Below are 25,610 nucleotides of genomic sequence, written 5' to 3'. Positions count from 1 at the left end.
GGTCGCCGCCAGGTCACCACGGCACACGCCAAACCAGCCAAGGACGTGGACGCAGCAGGCTTCAAGCACACTTGACAATCGGCTTCATGAACGACAAAGCTGGCGCTTTCCCCCGTGGGAAGCGCCGGTTTTTCGTTGTGTTTGGGATCTCGATGCTGGCCCCCTCCCTAGCCCTCCCCCGCTCTCGGCGGACCAGAGGTCCGCCTGCCGCGTCAGCGCAAACCTTCGGTTTGCGCGAGAGCTGCGCAGGGGAGGGGATAAAGGGTTGGAAGGTGGACGGTGCAGAGCTTGTCGGGGCTTTCCTTGGCGATGGCCTTGTGGCCGGCGATGGCGGTGTTGATCGTGTCGGGGGTCAGGCGGTGCGGGCCGGGAGCGATCACCACGGCGACGCCGCTGGCCGACAGCAGCGGGAAGCGCCGAACCGCGCCGTAGCGGTCCTTGCCCTCGAAGCAGCCGGCCTCCCGCGCCTCCGGATCGTAGAGGCTCTCCGCGTCGGAGCGGAACTGCGCGACGAGGTCCGCCACGCGGGCGAGCGCATCCTTTTCCTCGGCGCCGCTGAGGGCGACGAAGAAGTCGTCGCCGCCGATGTGGCCGGCGAAGCCGCCGTTGCCCGAGGCCCAGGCCTTCAGCCGCTCGCTGAACATCAGGATGGCGCGGTCGCCCTGGCGGAAACCGAACCGGTCGTTGAAGGGCTTGAAGTTGTCGAAGTCGAGATAGGCCAGGACGTGCTTGCGGTCCTGCTCCTGAAGGGCGCGCTCGATGTGGCGTACGATGGCGGCGTTGCCGGGCAGGCGGGTCAGCGGGTTTTGGTCCGCGGCCATGGCGAGGTTGCGCTCATGCACCAGCCGGATCAGCGCGCCGCTGGACAGGAAGCCGGCATACTCGCCGCCTTCGATGATGATGATGCCGTCGCTGGCCTCCTCCGCCGAGAAGGCTTCGATCACCTGGTCGAGCGGCGTGGAGATGTCGCAGACCGGGCTCTTCACCACCAGATCCAGCAGTGTGTCGCCCAGCCCCTTGTTGCGCAGAAGCTCGCTGCCGAAGCGGGAGTAGACGAAGCGCTTCAGGTCGCGCTCGCGGATCAGCCCGAGCGGACGCTGCTGGCGGTCGACGATGGGGGCGATGGACGGGCTGTTGTCGCCGCGGAAATAGTCGAGAAGCTCCGTCTTCGGGGAGTTGACGGCGAGCGGCGGCTGCCGCTCGATCACTTCCGACAGGCGCAGGCTGGCCTCGTTCGGCTTGCGCCGGTCCCGGCGGTTCAGCTCCTCGACGATGCCGTAGCGCTCGGGCACAGCGCGCAGATCCAGGCTCGGCCGGGCGATGAGATAGCCCTGGGCGAAGTCGCAGCCGAGATCGCGGCAGGTGTAGAATTCCTTCTCCGTCTCCACCCCCTCGGCGATGATGAGGATGCCGAGCGCGTGGGCGTAGCCGACCAGCGCGTGGGCGATCGCCCGCTTGCGCGTGTCCTGGTCGATGCCGTCGATGAAATAGCGGTCGATCTTGAGGTAGTCGGGCTTGGATTCGTAGAGCAGCCGCAGCCCGGCAAAGCCGACGCCGAAATCGTCCAGCGCCACCCCGATGCCGGCCTGCCGGTAGCGGTCGATGGCCTGCTCGATGCTGTGGTCGGGACGCAATTCCCGCCGCTCGGAAATCTCCAGACTGATGGTCAGGCGCGGGTCGGGCGCGCCGCCGTCCAGCGTGAAGGGGGCCAGCGTGAAGGGGGCCAGCGCGACGGGGGCCAGCCAGGGCGAGCCGGCCACCCCGACCACCCGCGCGTCGATGTTCAGGAACAGCTTGGCGTTCGGCCAGTGGTCCAGCGCGCGGAAGGCCGCCACCGCCTTGGCGTGCAAGGCGCATTCCACCTCGGCCAGCAGGCCCTGCATGCAGGCGGCGTCCAGCAGGTCGTTGGGGCTGGCGAAGGGGCTGCGCTCCAGGCCGCGCAGCAGCGCCTCCATGCCGTGGCAGCGCCCGGTGCGCATCTGCACGATGGGCTGGAAGGCGACCGACAGCCCGGCCAGAAGACGGGTCCATTCCGCCGGCAGCGCGGCCTTGCGGGCGCTCCCCGCCGGGGTGCCGGAGCGATCGTCCCATTCTTCTGCTGGCACCGAGGCCATGGCTTCGTCCACCGCCGGCTGTCCATGTTCGTCGCGGGCAAGCCCATCTTGTAGCGGATGATCTTTTCGATTTCGTGACAAAGGCAAGGCGTCTGCGCGTAGCGCGATCCAAAATGCCCTTCGCACCGCGGCCCCGCTTTGCGCTATAGGGGTGCGCTTCAACGCAGACGATGATGGATCTTGGGGGGCGGCGGGGCATGAAGGTCGGCATCGACATGGGGGCGGCCATGACGGCTGGCGCGACGGGGGCGTCGGCGATGCTGGATCTCGAGGAACTCCTGGCGACCCGCCTGCTGGTGCAGGGCAACTCCGGTTCCGGCAAGTCGCACCTGTTGCGCCGCCTGATCGAGCAGAGCGCGCGCTGGGTGCAGCAGGCGGTGATCGACCCCGAGGGCGACTTCGTGACTCTGGCCGAGCGCTTCGGCCACATCGTGGTGAACGCCGACGAGCACAGCGAGGCCGCCCTGCAGAGCGTCGCCGCCCGCGTGCGCCAGCACCGCGTCTCCGTCGTGCTGAACCTGGAGGGGCTGGACGCGGACATGCAGATGCGCCACGCTGCGGCCTTCCTGGGCGGGCTGTTCGACGCCGACCGCGACCACTGGTACCCCATGCTGGTGGTGGTGGACGAGGCGCAGCTCTTCGCCCCCTCGGCCGCCGGCGAGGTGTCGGACGAGGCGCGCAAGGTCTCGCTGGGCGCCATGACCAATCTGATGTGCCGCGGGCGCAAGCGCGGGCTGGCCGGGGTGATCGCGACGCAGCGCCTCGCCAAGCTGGCCAAGAACGTGGCGGCGGAAGCCTCCAACTTCCTGATGGGCCGCACCTTCCTCGACATCGACATGGCCCGCGCCGCCGACCTGCTTGGCATGGAGCGCCGCACCGCCGAGATGTTCCGCGATCTGGAGCGCGGGCACTTCATCGCGCTCGGCCCGGCCATCTCGCGCCGCCCGCTGCCGCTGCGCATCGGTGCCGTCGAGACGCAGGGGCGGGCCGGCAGCCCGAAGCTGATGCCGCTGCCCGACACCCCGCTGGAGGACGCGCGGGAGCTGATCTTCAAGCCGGGCGAGCCGGAGCCGCCGCGCCTGCCGGTGCGCCGCCCCTCGACCAGCGCCAGCGCCGATCTGCTGGCCCAGCTGTCCCGCCCGCGCCCGCTGCCGGTGGAGCCGGAGAGCGAGGACGCGGCCCCCGCGCTGCCCATGGAGGAGCCGGAAACGCCGGAACAGGTGGCGGAGCGCAAAGCCGCCTACGAGGCGATCCTGCGCGCGGTGCTGGCCGATCCGGAGGCGCCCTACCGCTCCATCGCCGTGCTGTACCAGGACTTTCTGGTGCGCTGCCGGACGCAGGGGGTGCGGGGCGAGCTTCTGGAACTGCCCGCCTTCCGGCGCAAGCTGGCGGCGGCCCGCGCCGGGGCGGGGGACGGCACCGAGGAGAATCCCGCCTGGGCGAAGGCGACCCAGGTCGCGGCGACCCTGCCGGAGGACATCCAGGTCGTCTTCCTGCTGCTGGCCCGCGCGGCGCTGGACCATCTGCCCTGCCCGTCCGACGCCGACGTGGCCCGCGCCTGCGGCAGCCGGTCGCGCGGGCGGGCGCGGCGCTTGCTGACCTACATGGAGCAGCGGGGCTTCGTCGCCACGCGCAGCGGGCTGGGCAACACGCGCAGCATCGCCCTGCCGGCGCTGGGCTGGGAGACGGCGCTGGGCGATCCGAATGCTGATGACGGGTCGGACGGGCCGGAGGACGGCGGGCTGTTCGCCACCGCTTGAGGTCTTTTTACTCGTCGTCCGGCTCGATTCCGGCGGCCAGGGCGTGGGCCAGACGCCCGGCGGCGGCGACCGTCGCCATGGCCTGCTGCGCCTTGGCGGCGATGCGCGCGGTGCCCTCCGGCGTCGGCTGGTGGAGCGACGGGTCGGGCAGGCGCTCAATGAAGTCCCAGGCGCCGGTGGCGGGGTCCCAGACCTCGAACACGTCGGGGTTGGGGCGGCGGGCGACCCAGGCGCGGGCGGCGTTGCCCTCGGCGCGGAAGCGCACCCCGAAGAAGCGGCTGGCCGCCATGGCCCCGATGGCCGCGGCCAGATCGGCGTCGGCGTCCGGACAGCGCTGCGTCAGAGCGGCGCGCAGGGCTTCCGCCAGGGCGCGGCGGTCGTCATGATGGGGAAGGCCGTCGGGATCGGTTCTCATGGCCCGCGATGGTAGAGGGACGGTGCGCCTCCGCAAGCGGGCGCGATGTCGCAAGCCCCCCTGAACGTTCCCGGAGTCGTCATGGTCAGCCTGTCCGAAGCCTACGCCATCGCCATCGGTCATCACCGGGCCGGACGGATGGGCGAGGCCGCCGGGGTCTACCGGGCGATCCTCGACGCCGATCCGCGGCAGGCCGACGCGCTGCATCTGCTGGGTGTCCTGGCGGGGCAGACCGGGCGGAGCGAGGAGGCGGTGTCGCTGATCGCCCAGGCCATCGCGCTGGACCCGGAGGCGGCGGATTATCACGACAATCTGGGCAGTCTGCGCCGCAGCGGTGGTGACCCGGTGCGTGCGGCCGCGCAGCACGCACGCGCCCTGGCGCTGGAGCCGGTGCGCGCCAAGGCGGCCTTCAACCGGGGGCTGGCGCTCGGCGATCTGGGCCGGATGGATGAGGCGCTCAGATGCTTCCGCGCCGCCCTCCGCATCGATCCCGGCTATGGGGCGGCGGCGCTGGCGGCGGGGCGGCTGCTGGCCGGCGGGCCGGAACCGTTGGCGGCGGGGCGCTGGCTGGCCCGCGCCCTGGCCTTGGCGCCGGACAGCGCCGACGCCTGGGCCGCCGTGGGGCGCGCGCGGCTGGCGGCGGGGGAGGCCGACGGGGCGGCGACGGGCTACGGCCGGGCGGCAAGGCTGTGTCCGGGCGACGGGGGGGCGCTGAGCAACCTCGCCATGGCGACCTTGCAGGCGAGCGGCGCCCTGCCGGAATTTCCCCGCGCCGACCGCCCGGAGGCGAGCTGGGTCGTACCGCTCGCCCGCGCGCTCGACCTGTTCCTGGCGGCGCTGGGGCGTGGGGCGGGGGAGGTGGCGGAGGCGGCGCTGTTCCGCACCGCCGTGCTGACCATTCACCGCGGCATGCTGGACGATGCGCGGCTGGAGCGGATCGCCGAGCGGGCGCGGGACCGGTTGCGGCGCGCGCCGGGGGATGGCGCGGCGGCGGCCTGCATCGCCCATGGCCTCCACCGGCGGGGACGGCTGGTGACCGCCTCGCGGCTTGTCCGGCGCTGTCTGCGCGGCTGGTCGGAGGAGGCGATCCGCGCCGACCCGCAGGCGGCGAAATGGCGGCAGGTCGATGCGCGCCCGGTCTTCCTCGACACGCTCGCCGGGTATCGGCCGCGCATCGCCGAGGTGGGGGAGCGGTCGATGCCGGTTCCGCCCGCGGCCGAAGGCGGGGCGATCCTGCTGGTCAGCGTCGATTCCGGCTATTGGCGGCGCTTCGGTGGCTGGTTCCTGTCCCATGCCCTGAAGGACGCGCCGGGCGACCGCGTGCATGTCCACATCGTCAATCCCGGCGTGGAGGACCGCGCCGATCTGGACGGCCGTTGCGCCACCCAGCCGGGGCGGCTGTCTTGGTCGCTGGAGCGCATCGACCTGTCCGCCCAGGTGCCGGGGGCGGAGACGACCTATTACGCCTGCGCGCGCTTCTTCGTGGCACTGGACCTGCTGGAGCGGACGGGGGCGCCGGTCTTCATCACCGACATCGACGCGCGTTGTACCGCGCCGCTTCCACCGGAGTTGCGTGACGGGACGGGCTGGGACCTGACGATCATGCGCGACCGCCGCGCCCGCGGGCCGTTCGATGACATCATCGTCAGCTTCCTCGGCATCGCGCCGACCGCGGCGGGGCGGGAGTTCCTCGGCCTCGTCCGCGCCTATATCGGCTGGTTCTTCGACCGGGGCGAGGCGGCCTGGACGCTCGACCAGGCGGCGCCCTACGCCATTCTCCACGACTGGGCGCGGCGCGGGCGGGCGCCGCGGCTGCGCGAACACGAGTTCCTGCGCCTGCCCTGGTTCGACTTCCCGGTGAAGGGCGAGGGGTGACGGGCCGCTACGCCGCCTGGACGCTGTTGTCCTTGCGCCGGGACAGCTGCAACTGGCCGTCCAGGCACTTCACGTAGGTGGTCTTGCCGGCCTTCAGGTTGTCGCAGACGGTGACCAGTGCGCGCGGGATCGCCGCGAACTCCTTCGAGCCGCGCGACTGCGTGTTGTAGGCGGCGAGGTGCTGGCGCAGCCCCTCCTTCGACACCGGCTTTCCGTCGTTCCCGATCATGGTCGTCCCCGCGTGTGTGGTCCTTGATGGACGAGGCTACGCGGGGACGACCCTGGACTCAACGTCCGCTGCCGTTCGTGGGCCGGTCCTCTGGTTTTCCCCCGTCGCCGGTCCAGTCGTCGGTGATGTAGCGTTGGGCGTCGCTGATCTTCTCCACCTCGTCGCGGCTCGGCGGCTTGGGCACGCGCGACTGGCCGTTCTCGCGGTCCTGATCCATGGGTCCTCCATCGCTTTCCCAGTGATGTGGACGGACGGGCGGGATCGGCAAGCCTGTTGCGGACCGGGTTAAGGCGTTCGCGTTTGGTCGCAGGGGGCCGCTATGACCGCCGCCCGCTTGACAGGCGAACCCGCGCCGCCGGATCATCCGGCCGTTAACCGCTAAGAATTCCAAAGAGAATTCGCCCCGTCCGGGGTCGTTCCGGGATCACGCAGGGAGTATGGGAACCATGAACACGCTCGCGCGCCGTCTGGCCGGTGCCGCCCTTCTGTCCGCCGGTCTTTCCTTCGGTCTCGCGACCACGCCGGTCCTGGCCGACACGCCGAAGGACACGCTGGTCATGGCTTGGCAGTTCGACGACATCGTGACGCTCGATCCCGGCGAAATCTTCGAGCTGTCGGGGGCGGAGTACGGCGCCCAGGTCTACGACCGGCTGATCCGCTTTGACGTCAACGACGTCAGCAAGATTTACGGGCAGGTGGCGGAAAGCTGGACCGTCTCCGACGACGGCAAGACCTTCACCTTCACCATCCGCGACGGCATCAAGTTCCACTCCGGCAACCCGCTGACGGCGGAGGATGTGGCCTATTCGCTCCAGCGCGCCGTGAAGATGAACAAGGGTCCGGCCTTCATCCTGACCCAGTTCGGCCTGACGCCGGAGAACGTCGACCAGAAGGTCCGCGCGACCAACCCGCGCACCCTGGTCTTCGAGACCGACAAGACCTACGCCCCGACCTTCGTGCTCTACTGCCTGACCGCCGACGTGTCCGGCGTGGTCGATGCCAAGCTGGTCAAGAGCAAGGAGGTCAACGGCGACTTCGGCGCCGCCTTCCTGAAGGCCAACTCCGCCGGGTCTGGCCCCTTCGTCCTGCGCCAGTGGAAAGCCAGCGAGCTTTTGTCGCTGGAGGCCAACGCCAACTATTGGGGCGGCGCCCCGGCGGTGAAGCGCGTGCTGATCCGCCACATCGCCGAGCCGGCGACCCAGCGCCTGCTGCTGGAAAAGGGCGACGTCGACGTGGCCCGCAACCTGAAGCCGGAGCAGTTCGAGCCGCTGCGCGGCAACGACAAGATCCGCATCGTCCAGGCGCCCAAGGGCACGCTCTATTATTTCGGCCTGAACCAGAAGAACGAGGTGCTGGCCAAGCCCGACGTGCGCAAGGCCTTCAAATACGCCGTGGACTACGACGGCATGGCGAAGACCATCATGAACGGTCTCGGCACCGTCCATCAGGCCTTCCTGCCCAAGGGCTTCCTCGGCGCGCTGGAGGAGAACCCGTACACGTACGATCCGGCCAAGGCGAAGGAACTGCTCCGCCAAGCCGGCTATCCGGACGGCATCACGGTGACCATGGACGTCCGCAACACCTCGCCCAGCATGGACATGGCCCAGGCCATCCAGGGCAGCGCGGCGGCGGCGGGCATCACGGTCAAGCTGCTGCCGGCGGACGGCAAGCAGGTGGTCACCAAGTACCGCGCCCGCAACCACGAGGCGCTGCTGTACCAGTGGGGCGCCGACTACCAGGACCCAAACACCAACGCCGACACCTTCGCCGCCAACCCGGACAACGCCGACGACGCGAAGGCCAAGCCGCTGTCCTGGCGCAACGCCTGGGACATCCCCGAGCTGACCAAGAAGACCGCCGCCGCGGTCGAGGAGCGCGACACCGCCAAGCGCGCCGCCATGTACCAGGAGCTTCAGCGCGAGGTGCTGGAGACCTCGCCCTTCGTCATCATGTTCCAGCAGACCGAGGTGATCGCGGAGCGCAGCAACGTCGAAGGGCTGGTCTGGGGGCCGAGCTTCGACAGCAACTATTACTGGAAGGTCAGCAAGAAGTAAGGCGGGCTTTATCCTTCCCGTACGTCATCCCCTCTCCCCTCCGGGGAGAGGGTTAGGGTGAGGGGGATTCGCACGGCCCGTACGTTCGGCACAAGCGCAACCCCCTCACCCTCCCCTCTCCCCAGGGGGGAGAGGGTTTTTTGCTTCAATCTCGGGTGAAACTTGGCCGCTATTCTGAAACGACCGGGGATGCCGGGGCGGCGTCATGCGATTCGCGGGGCGGGGCTGCTCGTCTCGGTGGCGCTGACCGTCCTCGGCCTCCTGCTCGTCACCTTCCTGATCGGGCGCGTGGTGCCGATCGATCCGGTGATCGCCGTGGTCGGCGACCGCGTGTCCGCCGACACCTACGCCCGCGTCCGTCAGGAGCTGGGGCTGGACCTGCCGCTGTGGCAGCAGTTCCTGCGCTACGTCGGCGACGTGATCCAGGGCGATTTCGGCACCTCGGTGCTGACCTCCCGCCCGGTGCTGGAGGACATTCTGCGCGTCTTCCCGGCGACGCTGGAACTGGCGACCGCCGCGCTGGTCGTCGGCGTGCTGCTGGGCATTCCGGCGGGGGTGATGGCCGCCGTCCATCGCGGGCGCTGGCCGGACCATCTGATCCGGGTGATCGGGCTGATCGGCCATTCCATCCCGATCTTCTGGCTGGGGCTGATGGCGCTGCTGGTCTTCTACGCGCGGCTCGATTGGGCGCCGGGGCCGGGGCGGGTGGACGTCTTCTACGAAGGGCTGGTCGATCCGGTGACCGGAATCATCACGGTGGACGCCATGCTGGCCGGCGAGAGCGACGTGTTCTGGAGCGCCCTGCACCATCTGGTGCTGCCGGCGGGCATCCTCGGCCTCTACAGCGTGGCCTACATCGCGCGCATGACGCGCAGCTTCATGCTGGACCAACTCCGCCAGGAATACATCACGACGGCCCGCGTCAAGGGCATGTCGGAGGCTCGGGTGATCTGGCGCCACGCGCTGGGCAACATCGCGGTGCCGCTGACCACGGTGGTGGCGCTGTCCTACGCCTCGCTGCTGGAAGGGTCGGTGCTGACGGAGACGGTGTTCGCCTGGCCGGGGCTGGGGCTCTACATCACCAACTCGCTGCTGTCGGCGGACATGAACGCGGTGCTGGGCGGCACGCTGGTGGTGGGGGCGGTCTTCATCGGCCTGAACCTGCTGTCTGACCTGCTCTATCGTCTGCTGGATCCGAGGGCGCGATGACCGCACAGACGCAAACGACCGAAAGCGGGCTGCGGGCGTGGCTGACCGCCGAGACGCCGCACTCCCGCGGGCAGGCCCGGATGGGCCGGGTCTACCTGGGCTGGCTGGCCTTCGCGCGCAACCGGCTGGCCATGATCGGGCTGGGCATCGTGCTGCTGCTGGTTCTGATGGCGGCGCTGGCCCCGCTGCTCGCCCCCTACGACCCCTACACGCAGGACCTGTCGCAGCGGCTGCTGCCGCCGAGCGCGGCGCACTGGCTGGGCACCGACGCCTTCGGGCGGGACATCCTGTCGCGCATCCTCTACGGCTCCCGCCTGACGCTGATGATCGTGGCGCTGGTCGCGGTGACGGCGCCGGTGGCCGGGCTGCTGATCGGAACGGTGGCGGGCTATCTCGGCGGCTGGGTGGACGCGGTGCTGATGCGCGTCACCGACATCTTCCTGGCCTTCCCGAAGCTGATTCTGGCGCTGGCTTTCGTCTCGGCGCTGGGGCCGGGCATCGAGAACGCCATCATCGCCATCGCGATCACCAGCTGGCCGCCCTACGCCCGCATCGCGCGGGCCGAGACGATCACCATCCGCAAGAGCGACTTCATCAGCGCGGCACGGCTCCAGGGCGCCTCGACGCCGCGGATCATCCTCGGCCATGTCGTGCCGCTCTGCTCCTCCTCGCTGATCGTGCGGGTGACGCTGGACATGGCGGGGATTATCCTGACGGCGGCGGGGCTGGGCTTCCTCGGCCTCGGCGCGCAGCCGCCCGCCCCGGAATGGGGTGCGATGATCGCCACCGGGCGCCAGTATGTGCTGGAGCAGTGGTGGGTCGCCACCATGCCCGGCATCGCCATCTTCGTGGTCAGCCTGGGCTTCAACCTGCTGGGCGACGGCCTGCGCGACGTTCTGGACCCGAAAGGCCAATGAGCCAACCGCCAATGAGCGAAACACCTCTGCTGGAGGTCGAGAACCTCCGCATCTCCTTTCCCACCCGGACGGGCGTGACGCAGGCGGTGCGCGGCGTCTCCTTCACCGTCGGACGGGAAAAGCTGGGCATCGTCGGCGAATCCGGCTCCGGCAAGTCGATGACCGGGCGGGCCATCCTGCGGCTGGTCCCGTCGCCCGGAATCGTCACCGCCGACCGGCTGAGCTTCCAGGGCGAGGATCTGCTGACCCTGCCGGAGAAGCGGCTGCGCGGCATCCGCGGGCGCCGCATCTCCATGGTCATGCAGGACCCGAAATTCTCGCTGAACCCGGTGATGACCATCGGCGCCCAGATCGCCGAGGCCTACCGCGTCCATTCCAGCGCCGGCACGGCAGAGGCGAAGCGGCGCGCGCTGGAGATGCTGGAGGCCGTGCGCATCCGCAACCCGGAGCGCGTCTACGGCCTCTACCCGCACGAGGTGTCGGGCGGCATGGGCCAGCGCATCATGATCGCCATGATGCTGATCCCCAACCCCGACCTGCTGATCGCCGACGAGCCGACCTCGGCGCTCGACGTGACGGTGCAGATGCAGGTGCTGGCGATCATGGACGAGCTGTGTTCCAGCCGCGGCATGGGGATGATCTTCGTCAGCCACGACCTGAACCTCGTGGCGTCCTTCTGCGACCGCATCCTGATCATGTACGCGGGCCGGGTGGTCGAGACCTGCCGCGCGTCGGAGCTGCACGCGGCGAAGCATCCCTACACCCGCGGCCTGCTCGACAGCCTGCCGCGCCTGGACGACACGCGGGAGGAGCTGCCGGTGCTGGCGCGCGATCCGTCCTGGCTGGAGGGCGGGCGATGATCGACGTCAAGGATCTGCGCGTCACCTTCGGTCATGGCGCCGATGCGGTGGCCGCCGTGCAGGGGGTGTCCTTCGCCGTGCGGGAGGGCGAGAGCTTCGGGCTGGTCGGCGAGTCGGGGTCGGGCAAGTCCACGGTGCTGCGCGCCGTCATCGGGCTGAACCACGATTGGACAGGCTCCATCGCCGTGGCTGGCGCCGTGCAAAGCCGCCGCCGTGAGAAAGGCTTCTTCAAGTCCTGCCAGATGGTTTTCCAGGATCCCTACGGCTCGCTGCACCCCCGCCACACGATCGACCGCATCCTGGCCGAGCCGATCGCCATCCATGGGCTGCGCGATGCCGACGCGCGGATCGACCGGGTGCTGCGCGACGTCGGTCTGGGGCCGCAGTTCCGCTTCCGCTACCCGCACCAGCTCTCCGGCGGGCAGCGCCAGCGCGTCGCCATCGCCCGCGCCCTGGTGCTGGAGCCGCGGGTGCTGCTGCTGGACGAGCCGACCTCGGCGCTCGACGTGTCGGTGCAGGCGGAGATCCTCAACCTGCTGAAGCGGCTGCGGGCGGAGCACGCGCTGACCTATGTGCTGGTCAGCCACAATCTGGCGGTGGTCGCCACCATGTGCGATCGGTTGGCCGTGATGAACCGCGGCCGCATCGTCGAGGAGATGGACGTGGAGGCCCTGCGCCGGGGGGCGGCGCGGGAGGACTACACGCGCCAGCTCCTGCGCGCCAGCCAGGGCTACGACCGCGCGGCGGCGGACAGCTTCAAGGACTTTGCGTAGCAGGGCGGGCGGCCAGCGCGTCGGCTTGGGCCTGGAGCTTGGCCAGCAGGCCGTCGATCTGGCCCATCTCCTCCTCCGTCAGGGCGCCGGTCAGTTCCCGCTCGTAGGCGAGCGCGAGGGGGACGATCTCCGTGTAGATCGCCAACGCCTTGGGCGTCAGGGTCAGCTGCGCCTTGCGGCGGTCGGTGGCGCCCGATTCGCGCAGGATCAGACCCGAATCGAGCATCCGGCTGATCGCCCGGCTGACCTGCACCTTGTCCATGGCGGTGCGCTGGGCGATCTCCCCCGCGCTCAGCGTCTCGCCGCCGCCCAGCACGGCGATGACCCGCCATTCTGGGATGGTGATGCCGAATCGCTTCTCGTACAGCTTCGCGACCGTGTGGCTGACCGTGTTGGACAGCACCGACAGGCGGTAGGGCAGGAAGCGGGTCAGATGCAGCACCGGCGCGTCGGGGGCGGCGCCGGAACGCTTGCGGCGGGGGGAGGCCATGGGGTGTCGCGCCTTATCGGAATGCGGGAACCGGGTGCCGGTTTCTCCATCCTGCCCCGGAAATTGGCGGACGCAACCGTTTCAGATAAAAATTTTCAAACCGCGGAGAACTCTCCAGACAGGCTCAGCGGTTGACGATCAGCGCCACGCCCAGGACCGCGACGACGGCGCCCGCCCAGGCACCCGAACCCGGACGCTGGCGGGTCCAGACCCACAGCATCGGCAGGATCAGCACCGGGCTGGTCGCCGACAGGGTGGCGACCACGCCGGCGTTGCCGTGGGCCAGCCCGATCAGCAGCAGCGTCATGCCCAGCCCCAGCCCGATGAAGCCGTTCACCACAATCTGAGCAAAGATGCGCGGCGTCAGGCCGGGGCCGAAGCCGAGGCGCTGTCCGGGCAGCAGCCCGCCCGCGAACAGCAGCAGCCCCGACATGCCGACGCGCACCGCCGCCGCGGCGATGGGGTCGGCGCCCGCCGCCATCACCGGCCGGGCGATGACCGAGCCGGCGGCTTGGCAGACGGCCGCGATCAGGCAGGCGCCGACGCCGATCAACAGGCGCCCCCGCACCGACTCCCAGTCATGGGGAACGGTGCCGGTGCCGTTCGGGACCGGGCTGGCGCGGAAGAAGATCGCCAGCATCACCCCGGCGGTGACCAGCGCGATGCCGACCGCCGTCCACGGCCCCAGCGCCTCCCCCAGCACGGCCCAGGCGAGCAGCGCGGTGATCGGCGCGTTGGTGGCGTAGATGACCGAGTTGCGGCGCGGACCGATGCGCCCCAGCGCCCAGAACAGCGCGGTGTCGCCCATCACGATGCCGACCGCGCCGGACAGCGCCAGGATCGCCGCCCCTTGCAGGTCGAGCGTCTGCCAGCCGCCGAGCAGCGTCGTGGCCAGCGCCGTGCCGACGAAGACGATGCTCATGCGCAGGCGGTTGAAGGCGACCGAGCCGATGGCCCGCACCGGGCCGATGGCGATCAGCCCGCTGGCCGCCCAGCAGAGCGCGGCCCCCAGGGCGGCGAGGTTGGCGGTCAGCATGACGGGAGCTTCGCAAGGGCTGGGTGGGGCGCGGGGTAGGGCGCAGAGTGGGGCGCAGAGTGGGGCATTGTGCCCGCACCCTATCCGGAACCCGGCCGCGGCGGAAGTACGGCGGTGGCATGACGGGGCTGTGGGCGGGGGTGTGGGCGGGGGGCGCCTACTGCACCACGATCCGACGCACCACGGCCCTGGTGGCGCGGGCCAGATCCGCCGGAGCCAGGGCGATCTGCAGGCCTCGGCGCCCACCGTTGACGACGATCTCCGGCAAGGCCTCGGCGCTGGAATCGATGAAGGTCGGCAGGGCCTTGCGCTGGCCCAGCGGGCTGATGCCGCCGACCATGTAGCCGGTGGTGCGCTCCGCCAGGGTGGGGTCGGCAAGATCAGCCTTCTTGGCCCCCGCGGCGGCGGCCAGCGCCTTCAGGTCCAGCTTCGCCGCGACGGGGATGACGACGCAGGCCAGCGCCTTCGGCTCCAACTGGACGATCAGCGTCTTGTAGACCACCGCCGGGTCCAGCCCCATCGCCGCCGCGGCGTGCAGGCCGATGGCATCCGCCGAGGGGTCGTACTCATACTCCATCAGGCGGTGGGCAATCCCCGCCGCCTTCGCCGCGTTCACCGCCGGTGTGACCTTCGCCGCCATGATGATCTTGCTCCCCCGGGCGCGGATTCGCCCTTGCGCGTCGGGACCTTAGCAGACCGCGTCACCGAGGGGGAGAGGGCGGCGGGGGAACGGGCGTCCTGCCGCGGTGCACCCCTTTCGACGACGCAATTTTGCCCAAATTGCGTCGGTGTTCATGCCAACGCGCCTTGGACAGACGGGCGTCCTGCCGCGATTCTGACCTCCGGCCCGTTTCCCGGTCGGAGAGTTGGAGAATCATGGTTCCACGCACGCTGCTTGTCGTCGATGACGATCCCACCTTGGAAGGCCGGGTCCAGGACGCCCTGCCGGTGTGCCGGATCGTCGCCGCCGGCGGCGTGGCGGACGCGCTGGAGGCGGTGCGGGCGCATCGGCCCGCGGTGGTGGCCCTGTCGGTCGATCTGGCGCAACTGGCGGAATCACCGAACGGAGGCGGCGACGGCCTGGACGCCCTGTCGCTGATCCTGGGCGAGGCGCCGTCGATCAAGGTCATCGCGCTCGCCCCGCGCGACCAGCGGGTGTTGGCGGTGCGCGCGGTGGCACGCGGCGCTCACGAGGTGTGCGGCAAGCCGATCGACGCGCAGGAACTGGCCGGGGTGGTGCAGCGCGCCTTCCAGCGCGCCGATCTGGAACTGGAAGGGCGCCGGCTGGCCATCGGGGACGCCCCGCCGACCCTGCGCGTGTTGCGCGACGAGACGGAGCGGCGGGCCCTGCTCGACTCGCTGGCCCGCTCCGGCGGCAACCTGTCGGCGACGGCGCGCCTGCTGGGGGTCAGCCGACCGACGCTCTACAGCCTGCTGCGCCAGCACGGCATCCGTGCGGATTAGCGCGGAATCGGCTCACTCCGCGCGGGAGCCGGGATTGCCGATCATCGACAGGAACTCGCGCCGGGTCGACGGGTCGCTGCGGAAGGCGCCCAGCATCCGGCTGGTCACCATGGTGACTCCGGTCTTGTGCACGCCGCGCGTGGTCATGCACTGGTGCTGCGCCTCGATCACCACGGCAACGCCTTCGGGCTGAAGCACCTGGTCGATGGCGTTGGCGATCTGCGCCGTCATCTTCTCCTGGATCTGCAGGCGCTTGGCGTAGGCCTCGACGAGACGCGCCAGCTTGGAGATGCCGACGACGCGCTGGCGCGGCAGATAGGCGACGTGGGCCTTCCCGATGATCGGCACCATGTGGTGCTCGCAGTAGGACTCCAGACGGATGTCGCGCAGGACGACCATCTCGTCGTAGCCGTCGGTCTCCTCGAAGGTGCGCGCGAGGATCTCCTCCGGGTCGATGGCGTAGCCGGCGAAGAACTCCTCGTAGGAACGGACCACCCGGTCCGGCGTACCGACCAGCCCCTCGCGCAGCGGATCGTCGCCGGCCCAGCGGATCAGCGTGCGGACGGCCTCCTCGGCTTCGGCGCGGGTCGGGCGTTCAATCTCGCCGTGGTTGGTTTCGGCGGGATGGCCGGGGCCGCGGAGAACATTGTCGGCGTGCGGGGTCTTGGAAGCCGTCACGGGGCGAAGCCTTTCAATTTCCTGGTCAAACAGGTCGTGCTCAAACAGGTCGCGCTCAAACAGGACCTTCTCACATGCGGGCCGGCGCCATGGCACCCAATGCCGGAGCCGGCCGGTCAGGTATGGATACGACCCGCTGCTCGTCTGGATCACCGGGATCTTCGAGAAAGCCGGCAGGCAGCAGGGCGGACTATGGCGCAGGTGGGTTCTGATGCCCCACAGTCAAGGCGCCGGACTCGTCCTTTCAGCCCGCCCTGCGGCGATCGGTTGCGCGCGACCGGCGTCAGTTCAGCTGACGGGGTTGGTGCGGGCTGTCCAGCGAGAAGGCGGGGACCGCCACGTCGAAGGCCTCACCGCCGCCCGTCTCGAACCGGTAGGAGCCGACCATGATCCCGGATGGCGTGGGGAGTGGCGTTCCGCTGGTGTATTCGAAGCTGCCGCCGGGCTCCAGCACCGGCTGTTCGCCCACCACGCCCGGCCCGCGAACCTCCTGCACGCGCCCCAGCGCGTCGGTGATGTGCCAATAGCGTGTGCGCAGCCGGACGGTTTCCTGGCCTTCGTTCTCGATCCGGACGTGATAGGCCCAGACATAGCGGCTTTCGGCGGGCATGGACTGCTCGTCGAGAAAGACCGGCTGGACGGTGACGCGGATCGCGCGGGTGACTTTCGTGTACATGGCGGCTCTCCCGGCCCTGAGAATAGGGGTGGGGGAAAGCGCCTGTCCAGTGGTGGAGCGGGGGACACCCCCTCCGGATGCCCGGAAGCGACGGGGCGGGGCCGCGGCGATGCATGCAGGACACACCGGGAAGCCATGCGCAACGGGCCGGTTCCGGCCCTTTCACGATCGCTTGAACCCCCTGTCCGCTGGTGTTATATGCGAGGTCCCTGCAACGGCCGAAGAGCCTTGCCCATGTCTCGTCCGCACAGCATCAGCATCCGACGACGACGCCACGCCGCGCTGCGCGCGGTTGCGGCCGTCCTTGGGTCGCGTGCGGACGCTTCGGGTCTCCGCCGGCACTGATCCGGCGCTCCCCCGGCGCGGCGGCGCGATCCGCCTCCGACCACAGTCTTTCTGCCGGGAAGCCCCTTGACATGATGATTTCCCTGGAAGAGCCGCGGCACGACGCGGCAATCGAAGCCCTGCTCGACCGGTCCTTCGGCCCGGATCGTTTCAAGAAGACCGCCTACAAGCTGCGGGAGGGCGTGGCCCCGATCCCGGAGCTCGGCTTCGTCGCCATCGAGCATGACGAGCTGGGCAACGAGATCCTGGAGGGCACGATCCGCTACTGGCCGGTGACCATCGGCGGCACGGTGCCGGCGCTCCTGCTCGGCCCGATCGCCGTGTCGGACCGGCTGCAGGGCGGCGGGCTCGGCAGCAAGCTGATCCGGATGAGCCTGAACAAGGCGGCGGCGTTGGGTCACCGGGCGGTAATCCTGGTCGGCGACGCGCCCTATTACGCGCGGTTCGGCTTCACGCGGGACCTGACGCTGGACATGGCCCTGCCGGGCCCGGTGGATCTCGACCGTTTCCTGGGCCTGGAACTGGTCCCCGGCGCCCTGGCCGGTGCTGCTGGCATGGTGACGGTCCCGGCGGCGGACGAGGGCTACGGGATGCCGGCGAACGAGGACGTCCGGCCGGCGGCCGTCGGCACTGCCTTGTTTCCGCGACTGATCTCGCCGCTGGTGTCGGTTTTCGCCGCTTCCCCGCGGGAACTTTCCGAATCCCGCCTGTGGCATGCTCGAACCGCTTGAAAGCGGCGAAAGCGTCGCCTATAAACATGCGGCGCGCGGGTGTAGCTCAATGGTAGAGCAGAAGCTTCCCAAGCTTACGACGAGGGTTCGATTCCCTTCACCCGCTCCAACATCTCCTTGAAAATCAGACGTCTGCTGAAGCCCTGACATTGAGGGCGCGCAGGCGTTTGGGGGGCCGCGGGCACTGGTCCGGCGGCCTGATCCCCGTTGTGAAACCGGTGTTTACCGGTGTTTGCCGTTGTTGGAGGTCAGGGCGCCCACCGCGGCGCCGGCCGCGCCGCCGATCACGCCGCCCATCACGGCGCTGCCCCCCGTCAGGGCGCCGACCGCGGCACCGCCCGCGGCGCCGATGGCACCGCCGGAGAGTGTGCGCTGTTCGCGGTGGCTGAGGTTCGAGCAGCCCGCCAGAATAAGGCCGCCAACCACGATCACTGCAAGTTTCTTCACCATGATCCTACCTGTTTTCTTCCCTGCATTCTTGGGTACCGCCAGCCTCGGGTGCCAGCGGCCAAGCCTGCGCTTGCGTCGCATGCTTACGGAATGAACACGCATTTGCGTGTGACTATTCCGGGGCAGAAATCCATCCTTTCCATCCCTAAGAGAGCGGGTTTGACCCCTCGCCCTCCCTCGAAATAGGAATTCGGGAGTGCTCTGCAAAGCCAGGATGGCGGTGCTTGGCTAACAGCCAATAACTATATAAATAATCTGGTTATTACTTTTTTACCATTCTCCCGCGTCGAAAGGCTGCACGGATTCGGGGGCGTTTCCTCTTTACTTCATTCAGGGTGCGTGGAAGGTTCAGTGTCCTAACGACCTGCGCGACATCGAGGACGCAGGCTCATCGGAAACGTCCCAGGATGCCCACCATGCTGCATCTTTCCAGACCGCAGGGGCCTGCCACTCTCCCGGCGAGCCGCCCGAGTGACCGCCGTGAACGGCACCCGTTGCAGCCGGTCAGCGCCCATCCTTGCGCGCCGGCCTACGAGCGCTCGGATGCGGCGATCCATCCAGCGGTTCCGGCGGCCGTCCCCGCGGCTGCCCAACCCATGTCTCCGGTTCATCCAGGCTTCAGCGGGGAGCCGCTGGCCCGTGTCATCCGCTTGGCGACCACCGGGGTGTGGGTGGTGAAGCGCCATGGCCGGATGCTTGAAATTGATGGGCGGCTGCACTGGAGCTGCCCGCGCTCCCTCGCGTCGGACGCCGAGCGCGCCGGTGTCGCCCTGTCCGATCTGGTCATGGACACGGGTCGCCAGCTCTGATGCGGTGGTGAAAAAAGAAGGAGCGGCCCCCGCGAGCGCCGCTCCTTCGCATGGTCCGGTCCGGATGGGAACGCCGGTCAGCGCTCCATGGTCACGGCCTTGATGGTCTCGACGCGGATCTCCTCGGTCAGCCGCTCTTTGTAGGCGGCGAATTCCGGGGTCGTCTTGACCTTGTAGGAGCGGGGGTGGGGCAGCTCGATCGGGATGTCGCACTTGATGCGGCCGGGGCGGGCCGACATCACCACCACGCGGCTGGCCATGAAGATGGCCTCGTCGATGTCGTGGGTGACGAACATCACCGTCTTGCGGTCGGCCTCCCAGATGCCCAGCAGCAGCTCCTGCATCAGCTCGCGCGTCTGGTGGTCCAGCGCGCCGAAGGGCTCGTCGAGCAGCAGCATCTTCGGGTCGTTGGCCAGCGCGCGGGCCAGCGCCGTGCGCTGCTGCATGCCGCCGGAGAGCTGGGCGGGGTGGTGGTTCTCGAAGCCCTTCAGCCCGACCTGGGCCAGGAAGCGGTCGGCGATCGCCAACTGCTCCGCCCGCGGCAGGCCGCGCTCGCGCAGGCCGAAGCAGACGTTGTCGCGCACGGTCAGCCAGGGGAACAGCGTGTAGGACTGGAAGACCATGCCGCGGTCGGGGCCGGGGCCGGACACCGCCTTGCCCTCCAGCAGCACCTCGCCGGCGCTCGGCGTCTCCAGCCCGGCGACGATGCGCAGCAGCGTGGACTTGCCGCAGCCCGACGGTCCCAGGATGGTGATGAAGTCGTTGTCGGCGACCTCCAGGCTCGTCGGCACCAGCGCGCGGGTCGGCGCCGTGCTGTTGCGGCCGGGGAAGGTCTTCTCGACGTTGCGGATGGACAGCTTGCTCATGGCCGGCGCTTATCGTCCTTTGGCCCACGGGAAGAGACGGGCGTTGAGCGCCCGGAACAGCAGGTCGGTGATCAGGCCGATCACGCCGATGATGAAGATGCCGAAGATCATCTGCCCGGTGTCGAGGAAGCGCTGGGCGTCGATGATCATGTGGCCGATGCCGCGCGACGCGCCCACCAGCTCCGCCACGATCACGTAGGTCCAGGCCCAGCCGAGCACGAGGCGCAGCGCCTCGAAGATCTGCGGCGAGGCGGCGGGCAGCAGCACGCGCAGCACCACGCCGTCGCGCTTGGCGCCCAGCGTGTAGGCGGCCTCCACCAGATCGCTGCGGATGCCCGACACGATGACCGTCACCATGATGACGAGTTGGAAGACCGAGCCGATGAAGATGACGAGGATCTTCTGCAACTCGCCGACGCCCGCCCACAGGATCAGCAGCGGGATGAAGGCCGAGGCCGGCAGGTAGCGGGCGAAGGATACGAAGGCCTCGAAGAAGGCCTCCACCGGCTTGAAGGCTCCCATCAGGATGCCCAGCGGCACCGCCAGGGCGGCGGCCATGGCGAAGCCGGCGAAGACGCGCCAGACCGTGACGGCGATGTCCTCGGCGAAGCCGAACTCCCGGAACAGCGCGATGCCCGCCGTCAGCGTGTCGCCGGGCGAGGCCAGGAACAGCGGCTTCACGAAGCCGCCGTAGGTGGCGATGCCCCAGCCCAGGAAGAACAGCACGAAGCAGGCGATGCCCAGCACCGTGCGCAGCGCCGGAGCGACCGGCTTCAGCGGAGTGAAGAGGGGGGACATGGGATTGGTGGACCGTTGTCGGTGTATTGGAGGCACTTGCCCCCACCCCGGCCCTCCCCCGCTGTCGCAGGGAAGGGGGCTTGATTCCCTCCCCTGCGCAGCGGGGGAGGGTTAGGGAGGGGGCAACGGCAGCAGAAACGTACCGCCTTACTTCACGAAGGACGCGTCGGTCATGCTGTCCAGGCTCGGCGGGGCCTTACGGATCAGCTTGGCCTCCAGCATCACGTCCTGGACCTCCTTGATGAAGGTCGGCATGGTCTTGGTCAGATACTCGACGTTGCCGGCCTTGTCGTACCAGAGCACGGTCTTGGCGGAGGTGGCGAACTGTTCCGGCGTCTGGTTGACGTCGCGGGCCATGATCTCGAAGGCCTTCTTCTCGTCCTGCTTGATCGCGTCCAGCGCCTCGAACCAGCTGTCGACGAAGGCTTTCACGACCTTCGGGTTCTTCTGGATGTAGTCGGGCTGGAAGGCCAGCGTGTCGATGATGACGCCCGGCGTCTGGTCCGACGTGACGATGATCTTGCCGTTGGCCTCGCGCACCTTGGACAGGTACGGCTCATAGGTCACGGCGGCGTCGAACTGGCCGGCGACGAAGGCGTTGGCGGCGTCGGACGGCTGGAGGTTGACGGTCTGCACCTCGCCGATCGACAACCCGTTCTTCTTCAGCACATAGGCCAGCCAGAACTGCGGCACGCCGCCATACTGCACGGCCACCTGCTTGCCCTTCAGGTCGGCGAGGCTGTTGACCGCGTCGCGCACGACGATGCCGTCGCCGCCGTGCGAGCTGTCGAGCACCAGCACCTGGGTCACGTCCACACCGGAGGAGGCGTAGAGCAGGTGCGTGTCCACCGTGGTGGTGATCGCCTGCACCTCGCCCGCCGCCATCGCCTGGTGGCGGTTGGAGGTCGGCATCTTCTTGATCTCGACCTCGATGCCGTTCTTCTTGAAGATGCCGGTTTCCTTGGCCAGCGTGATCGGCGCGAAGCCGGTCCAGCCGCTCATCGCCACGGTCACCTTGGTCTGCGCCGAGGCCGAAACCGCGCACAGCCCGGCGACGGCCGCCGCCAGGGCTCCGGCCATCCACGACGTCTTCCTCATGATCCCCCGCTCCCGGTTATGAAGGTGTCTTTTGATCGCGCCGGGCGGCGGCCCGCCGCCCACGCATCCGTGTGCCGCATTGTGCACGCCCGCGGGGCGGGTGGGAAGGGACGGGCGGCCGCGGCCGCGCAAGCCTGACCTTCGTCGGAAGGGCCGGAGGGAAGCTCTTGCAACCAAAGGCTTATTGGGATGCTTGCGTGCCCAATCCATATACCAACTGAACAAACCGCGACGGGTGTATGCCGTTCTTTTGGGCACCACAGAGGGGAGGCCGGACAGGATGCGCTCCATGGACCCGATGAAGCCGCCGACGAACCCACCGATGAACGCGACGGACCGCCAGCGCACGCTGGACTATTTCGAACGACTCGGCCGGGATAAGGTGCGGCTGTACAGCGCCATCGACTGCGACCGTTACCTGGGCGGCTGGCAGGTGCGCGAGTTGGCCGACCAGTGGCTGGCCGAGAAGGCCGCCGAGGAGCGCCCGGTGCCGCTGTGGCGGCGGATCGTGCGGCGGCGCTGACGCCGCACGCTTTCCTTCCGTTTACGCCGCCCCGGCCCGTTTACGCCGCCCCGGCATTCGCCATCATCTTGCGCAGGTCATTGGGGAAGACCGGCTTGTGCAGGATGCTGAAACCGTTGCGGCGGGCCTCGTCCAGCCGTTCCGGGGCGGTGTCGCCGGTCAGGATGATGCCCGGCACGTCCTTGCCGACCAGACCCTGCACCGCGGCCAGAGCTTCCGGCCCGGTCCGCCCCTGCTGGAGTTGGTAATCCGCCAGCACGATCTGCGGGCGGCGCCCGTCGGCGCGCAGCCGTTCCAGCGCCTGATCGCCCGACCGCGCGGTCAGCACGCTGTAGCCCCAGCCCTCCAGCATCGCCTTCAGGCCGAGCAGGATGATCGCCTCGTCGTCGATGACCAGCACCATCCCCTTGGTCGCGCAGTCGTTGGCGGCCTGCCGGAACAGGTCCATGGCGGGCGGCGGGACGGCGGCGCGGGGCCTCTCCACGACGACGCGCGGCATCTCCACCGAGAAGACGGAGCCGATCCCCTCCTTCGAGCGCACGCGGACGCGGTGGTCGAGCAGCTTCGACAGGCGCTTGACGATGGCGAGGCCGAGGCCCAGCCCGCGGTCGCCGCTGCCCTGGATCTGGGTGAACTCCTCGAAGATGTCCTCCAGCCGGTCGGCGGGGATGCCGACGCCGCTGTCCCACACCTCGACGCGCAGCCGGTCCGGCCCGCTGCGGCGGCAGCCGATTAGGATGCGGCCCTGGCGGGTGTAGCGCAGCGCGTTCTCGATCAGGTTGCGCAGAATGCGCTCCAGATGCGACGGGTCGGTGCGCACCCAGGCCCGCGTCGGCACGGCGCGCAGCTCCAGCCCCTTCTGGGCGGCGCGCGGCGCGTATTCGGCGACCAGACGGCCGAGGACCTGGCCCAGCCGGACCTCCACCGGGTTGGCGGCGATCTTGCCGGACTCCAGCCGCGACATGTCGAGCAGCCCGTCGAGCAGACCCTTCAGCGTGTCCAGCGCCTGACGCATGTTGTCGAGCAGCGGCAGGCTGGGGTGCCCCTGCAGGCGGTCGCCCAGCGCCGCGGCGAAGAGGTACAGCGACTGCACGGGCTGGCGCAGGTCGTGGCTGGCGACGGCCAGGAACTTGGACTTGCCGGCGGCGGCGTGCTCCGCCTCCTCCCGCGCGCGGAGCAGGTCGGCCTCGGCCTGCTTGCGGCCGGTCACGTCGACGGCGGCGCAGGTGATGCCGGCCAGCGCGCCGTCCGGGCCGCGCAGCGGGTCGATGGTCATGTCGTAGAAATGATCCTGCCCGGCGTGGCGGATGCGGACCTCCTCGCGCACGCCCTCGCCGGTCTCCAGCGCGCGGCGCTTGATGGCGGTCAGGGCTTCGGCGTCGGCGGCGTCCTCGAACACCTCGGCGTCGGTCTTGCCCACGACGTGCTCCGCCGTGAAGCCAAGCGCCGGGTTGTGCATCCAGGTGTAGCGCAGGGCGCAATCCTGGTTGAACACCACGACGCCGGAGTTGCGCAGCGCCGTGCGGAAGCGCTCGCTGGCGACGCGCAACGCCTCCTCGGTGGACTTGCGCTCGGTGATGTCGATGCCCGAGACGATCAGGTGGGTGATCAGGCCGTCGGGGCCGCGCATCGGGGTGACCCGCATCTCCATGATCGCCGCGCGGTCCCCGGCGATGCGCACCGGCGAGTCGAAGCGTGCGGAGTCGCCGTAGGCAGCGCGTTCCACCGCCGCGCGCAGGCGGTCGCCCGCGGCGCCGGCGAAGGCCCGCCGGCAGGCCTCGTGGAAGGGGTGGCCAACGATCTGCTCGACCGGCAGGCCGGCGGCCTGGACAGCGGTCTGGTTGACCTGGAGCACGTCGCCCGCCGGGCTCAGCACGCCGACGAAGGTTGGCAGGGCGTCCAGCACGGCGCGCAGATGCTCCTCCGAGCCGCGGAGCGCGCGCTCGCGGGCCTCCAGCGTTTCGGCCATGGCGTCGAAGGCGCGGCCGAGCTGGCCGATCTCCGACTTGCGGTCCACCAGACCGGCGCGGGCGCTGGAATTGCCGGCGCTCCACCCCTGGGTGGCGCGGATCAGTGCCTCCACCGGGCGGCGGATGAACAGGGTGCCGCCGATCCAGGCGGCCAGGATGGCGACCAGCAGCCCGGTCAGCGTCATCAGCAGGCCTTGGCGGGTGGCGCGATCGATGGTGCCGGCCACGGCGGTGTGGTCGAGCCCGACGCTGATGAACAGGTCGCGCGTGCCCTGGTGGGACGGCGAATAGGCCAGCACCCGCGCCACCCCGTCCATCCCCGGCAGGGTGGTGACGCCGCCGCGCCTTTCGCCCAGCAGGTCCAGATAGGGCTGCGGCACGCGCTCGCCGCGCTGGGCGATGCCGTTGGGCAGCTTGACCAGAATGGTGCCGTTGCGGTCGGTGACCAGAAGGCTGGCGTTCTCGGGCAGGGGGCGCGCGGCGAAGTTGGTGGCCAGCCAAGGCAGGTCGATGCCGAGCGTCACCACGCCGGCAACCGCGCCGGCCTCGTCGCGGAAGGGAACCGCGAAGGGCAGCATGGCGGTGCCGGGCTCCGCCGCCGGACCGGGGGTCGTCCATTCGCCGACGACGAAGCGGCCCTCCTCCAGCGCGCGGCGGACATAGGGACGCTGAGCATTGGTATGATTGGCGACAGCGGAGGCGCGGTCGGGCGTGGCGCTGCACAGCAGGGTGCCGTCGCGGTCGAGAACGGAGAGGTTGCGGTATTCGGGGGCGCGTTGGGCGAGCCGGATCAGGTGGGCTTGGCACTGGGCGTAATCGCCGGACCGCAGGGCAGCCGACTCGGCGATGGAGGTGACCATCAGACGCGCGCCGTCGACGATCCGCGCCTGCTCCCCTTCGACCAGATGCAGCAGCCGCTCGGCCTGGGCCGCGACTTCCTCGGCACGCTCCGCACGGAACTGGAACACGCTGTAGGCCTGGATGCCCAGGGCCGGCAGGACGGCCAGAAGCACCAGCAGGAAAAGGCGGGCCAGCAAGGTCATCGTGTCACAGGCTCCCATCGGGCGGGGAAGCGGCCGAAACCAAAAGTCCGCTATCGTTTCGCCTGTGTTCTGAATAACCTTTGTATGGTTAAATCGTAGTTAATGTGCTGGATTTATTTTCTTACAGATCAGCAACCTGCAGGATTTTTTCTGACAATAAAGGGGTAGGCGGGGTGGAGCGCTGGAGGTTTGCTTTCGCATTTCTCCTAAAATTTTTGGATTTCCTTTTATCGAAGGAGGTAATTCTCACCCCTTTCGATCGGCGGGTGGACGGGGCGACGCGAGAGCCTGTTGATCCGGCCAGACATCAGCCGCTCCGGGGACCCGGCGACGGCGGTCGGCATCTCTGCGTCCTGTGCGGTCCACTGCCGCGCAGACGAAGTCCGGCCTGCACGGAACGGGTTGCGGGTGACGTGTTGTATGGACG

Annotated in this window: 25 protein-coding genes and 1 tRNA gene; 12 read left to right on the top strand and 14 right to left on the bottom strand. The window is 69.4% G+C overall.

Annotated elements, in window-relative coordinates; genetic code table 11:
• Positions 1–212: 212 nt before the first annotated feature.
• On the bottom strand, positions 213–2,126 hold the full coding sequence (locus tag ACFPMG_RS11310; protein WP_417281701.1) for a bifunctional diguanylate cyclase/phosphodiesterase: 1,914 nt from the start codon (positions 2,124–2,126) through the stop codon (positions 213–215).
• A 185-nt stretch (positions 2,127–2,311) separates the two neighbouring features.
• Here ACFPMG_RS11310 and ACFPMG_RS11305 point away from each other — a divergent pair, with 185 nt between their 5' ends.
• Positions 2,312–3,874: a helicase HerA domain-containing protein gene (locus ACFPMG_RS11305; protein WP_376995224.1), complete on the top strand. Its 1,563-nt coding sequence runs from the start codon at positions 2,312–2,314 to the stop codon at positions 3,872–3,874.
• A gap of 7 nt (positions 3,875–3,881) precedes the next feature.
• Here ACFPMG_RS11305 and ACFPMG_RS11300 read toward each other — a convergent pair whose 3' ends face one another.
• The gene (locus tag ACFPMG_RS11300) at positions 3,882–4,289 is read right to left on the bottom strand and encodes a hypothetical protein (protein ID WP_376995223.1); all 408 of its coding nucleotides are present in this window, start codon (positions 4,287–4,289) and stop codon (positions 3,882–3,884) included.
• A gap of 45 nt (positions 4,290–4,334) precedes the next feature.
• On the opposite strand from ACFPMG_RS11300, the gene ACFPMG_RS11295 reads away from it, so the two are divergent.
• Positions 4,335–6,164, top strand: a complete 1,830-nt coding sequence (locus ACFPMG_RS11295; RefSeq protein ID WP_376995222.1) for a tetratricopeptide repeat protein — start codon at positions 4,335–4,337, stop codon at positions 6,162–6,164.
• A gap of 7 nt (positions 6,165–6,171) precedes the next feature.
• Here the strand turns inward: ACFPMG_RS11295 and ACFPMG_RS11290 are convergent, their stop codons facing one another.
• Positions 6,172–6,393 carry a hypothetical protein gene (locus ACFPMG_RS11290; RefSeq protein ID WP_014239111.1) on the bottom strand — a complete coding sequence of 74 codons (222 nt, stop codon included), beginning with the start codon at positions 6,391–6,393 and terminating at the stop codon, positions 6,172–6,174.
• Positions 6,394–6,451: 58 nt separating this feature from the next.
• Entirely contained in the window at positions 6,452–6,610 is a 159-nt protein-coding gene (locus ACFPMG_RS11285; RefSeq protein ID WP_170295768.1) for a hypothetical protein, read from the bottom strand.
• Positions 6,611–6,839: 229 nt separating this feature from the next.
• Here ACFPMG_RS11285 and ACFPMG_RS11280 point away from each other — a divergent pair, with 229 nt between their 5' ends.
• The 5 genes from ACFPMG_RS11280 to ACFPMG_RS11260 all read left to right on the top strand — a co-directional run bounded on the left by ACFPMG_RS11280 (position 6,840) and on the right by ACFPMG_RS11260 (position 12,206).
• Positions 6,840–8,447, top strand: coding sequence for an ABC transporter substrate-binding protein (locus ACFPMG_RS11280; RefSeq protein ID WP_376995221.1), 1,608 nt, complete (start codon positions 6,840–6,842; stop codon positions 8,445–8,447).
• 189 nt (positions 8,448–8,636) lie between these two features.
• On the top strand, positions 8,637–9,656 hold the full coding sequence (locus ACFPMG_RS11275; RefSeq protein WP_376995220.1) for an ABC transporter permease: 1,020 nt from the start codon (positions 8,637–8,639) through the stop codon (positions 9,654–9,656).
• Entirely contained in the window at positions 9,653–10,573 is a 921-nt protein-coding gene (nikC, locus tag ACFPMG_RS11270) for a nickel transporter permease (RefSeq protein ID WP_376995219.1), read from the top strand. The genes ACFPMG_RS11275 and nikC overlap by 4 nt, the downstream gene beginning before the upstream one ends.
• 11 nt (positions 10,574–10,584) lie before the next feature.
• Positions 10,585–11,433: an ABC transporter ATP-binding protein gene (locus ACFPMG_RS11265; RefSeq protein ID WP_376995218.1), complete on the top strand. Its 849-nt coding sequence runs from the start codon at positions 10,585–10,587 to the stop codon at positions 11,431–11,433.
• On the top strand, positions 11,430–12,206 hold the full coding sequence (locus ACFPMG_RS11260; RefSeq protein ID WP_376995217.1) for an ABC transporter ATP-binding protein: 777 nt from the start codon (positions 11,430–11,432) through the stop codon (positions 12,204–12,206). The genes ACFPMG_RS11265 and ACFPMG_RS11260 overlap by 4 nt, the downstream gene beginning before the upstream one ends.
• Here ACFPMG_RS11260 and ACFPMG_RS11255 read toward each other — a convergent pair.
• The 3 genes from ACFPMG_RS11255 to ybaK all read right to left on the bottom strand — a co-directional run bounded on the left by ACFPMG_RS11255 (position 12,190) and on the right by ybaK (position 14,372).
• The gene (locus ACFPMG_RS11255) at positions 12,190–12,696 is read right to left on the bottom strand and encodes a MarR family winged helix-turn-helix transcriptional regulator (RefSeq protein ID WP_376995215.1); all 507 of its coding nucleotides are present in this window, start codon (positions 12,694–12,696) and stop codon (positions 12,190–12,192) included. The two genes, ACFPMG_RS11260 and ACFPMG_RS11255, sit on opposite strands and share 17 nt — an antisense overlap.
• 124 nt (positions 12,697–12,820) lie before the next feature.
• Entirely contained in the window at positions 12,821–13,732 is a 912-nt protein-coding gene (locus tag ACFPMG_RS11250) for an EamA family transporter (RefSeq protein WP_376995214.1), read from the bottom strand.
• 157 nt (positions 13,733–13,889) lie between these two features.
• On the bottom strand, positions 13,890–14,372 hold the full coding sequence (gene ybaK, locus ACFPMG_RS11245) for a Cys-tRNA(Pro) deacylase (protein WP_376995213.1): 483 nt from the start codon (positions 14,370–14,372) through the stop codon (positions 13,890–13,892).
• A 236-nt stretch (positions 14,373–14,608) separates the two neighbouring features.
• Between ybaK and ACFPMG_RS11240 the strand changes: the two genes are divergently transcribed.
• The gene (locus ACFPMG_RS11240; RefSeq protein ID WP_376995212.1) at positions 14,609–15,196 is read left to right on the top strand and encodes a response regulator; all 588 of its coding nucleotides are present in this window, start codon (positions 14,609–14,611) and stop codon (positions 15,194–15,196) included.
• Between the two features lie 12 nt (positions 15,197–15,208).
• On the opposite strand, the gene folE is transcribed toward ACFPMG_RS11240, so the two are convergent.
• Together folE and apaG are read right to left on the bottom strand one after the other, a co-directional pair.
• Complete coding sequence (folE, locus tag ACFPMG_RS11235) at positions 15,209–15,874, bottom strand: GTP cyclohydrolase I FolE (protein ID WP_376995211.1); 666 nt, start codon at positions 15,872–15,874, stop codon at positions 15,209–15,211.
• A 283-nt stretch (positions 15,875–16,157) separates the two neighbouring features.
• Positions 16,158–16,550, bottom strand: a complete 393-nt coding sequence (gene apaG, locus ACFPMG_RS11230) for a Co2+/Mg2+ efflux protein ApaG (RefSeq protein WP_014238636.1) — start codon at positions 16,548–16,550, stop codon at positions 16,158–16,160.
• A 416-nt stretch (positions 16,551–16,966) separates the two neighbouring features.
• On the opposite strand from apaG, the gene ACFPMG_RS11225 reads away from it, so the two are divergent.
• Together ACFPMG_RS11225 and ACFPMG_RS11220 are read left to right on the top strand one after the other, a co-directional pair.
• Positions 16,967–17,626, top strand: a complete 660-nt coding sequence (locus tag ACFPMG_RS11225) for a GNAT family N-acetyltransferase (protein WP_376995210.1) — start codon at positions 16,967–16,969, stop codon at positions 17,624–17,626.
• Positions 17,627–17,661: 35 nt separating this feature from the next.
• Positions 17,662–17,735 (top strand) — tRNA-Gly (locus ACFPMG_RS11220).
• Positions 17,736–17,848: 113 nt separating this feature from the next.
• On the opposite strand, the gene ACFPMG_RS11215 is transcribed toward ACFPMG_RS11220, so the two are convergent.
• Positions 17,849–18,076, bottom strand: coding sequence for a YMGG-like glycine zipper-containing protein (locus ACFPMG_RS11215; protein ID WP_376995209.1), 228 nt, complete (start codon positions 18,074–18,076; stop codon positions 17,849–17,851).
• A gap of 596 nt (positions 18,077–18,672) precedes the next feature.
• Between ACFPMG_RS11215 and ACFPMG_RS11210 the strand changes: the two genes are divergently transcribed.
• Positions 18,673–18,885: a hypothetical protein gene (locus ACFPMG_RS11210; RefSeq protein WP_376995207.1), complete on the top strand. Its 213-nt coding sequence runs from the start codon at positions 18,673–18,675 to the stop codon at positions 18,883–18,885.
• A gap of 77 nt (positions 18,886–18,962) precedes the next feature.
• On the opposite strand, the gene ACFPMG_RS11205 is transcribed toward ACFPMG_RS11210, so the two are convergent.
• The 3 genes from ACFPMG_RS11205 to ACFPMG_RS11195 form a co-directional block, all read right to left on the bottom strand.
• A complete protein-coding gene (locus ACFPMG_RS11205; RefSeq protein ID WP_376995206.1) occupies positions 18,963–19,751 on the bottom strand; it encodes an ABC transporter ATP-binding protein in 789 nt (262 codons plus the stop codon).
• Positions 19,752–19,760: 9 nt separating this feature from the next.
• Positions 19,761–20,549, bottom strand: a complete 789-nt coding sequence (locus ACFPMG_RS11200; RefSeq protein WP_137115478.1) for an ABC transporter permease — start codon at positions 20,547–20,549, stop codon at positions 19,761–19,763.
• Between the two features lie 147 nt (positions 20,550–20,696).
• Entirely contained in the window at positions 20,697–21,647 is a 951-nt protein-coding gene (locus ACFPMG_RS11195) for an ABC transporter substrate-binding protein (protein ID WP_376995204.1), read from the bottom strand.
• A gap of 289 nt (positions 21,648–21,936) precedes the next feature.
• On the opposite strand from ACFPMG_RS11195, the gene ACFPMG_RS11190 reads away from it, so the two are divergent.
• Complete coding sequence (locus tag ACFPMG_RS11190) at positions 21,937–22,170, top strand: hypothetical protein (RefSeq protein WP_200775671.1); 234 nt, start codon at positions 21,937–21,939, stop codon at positions 22,168–22,170.
• 40 nt (positions 22,171–22,210) lie between these two features.
• Here ACFPMG_RS11190 and ACFPMG_RS11185 read toward each other — a convergent pair whose 3' ends face one another.
• Positions 22,211–25,183 (bottom strand): PAS domain-containing protein, encoded by a 2,973-nt coding sequence (locus ACFPMG_RS11185; protein ID WP_376995203.1) that lies wholly within the window; start codon positions 25,181–25,183, stop codon positions 22,211–22,213.
• Between the last annotated feature and the right edge of the window lie 427 nt (positions 25,184–25,610).

Origin of the sequence: Azospirillum himalayense, from assembly GCF_042657465.1 — a bacterium.
In the GTDB taxonomy this organism is placed as follows: Bacteria; Pseudomonadota; Alphaproteobacteria; order Azospirillales; family Azospirillaceae; genus Azospirillum; species Azospirillum himalayense.
Note: the sequence above shows the minus strand (reverse complement) of the source record. Positions and strands in the feature narration are given on the sequence as shown.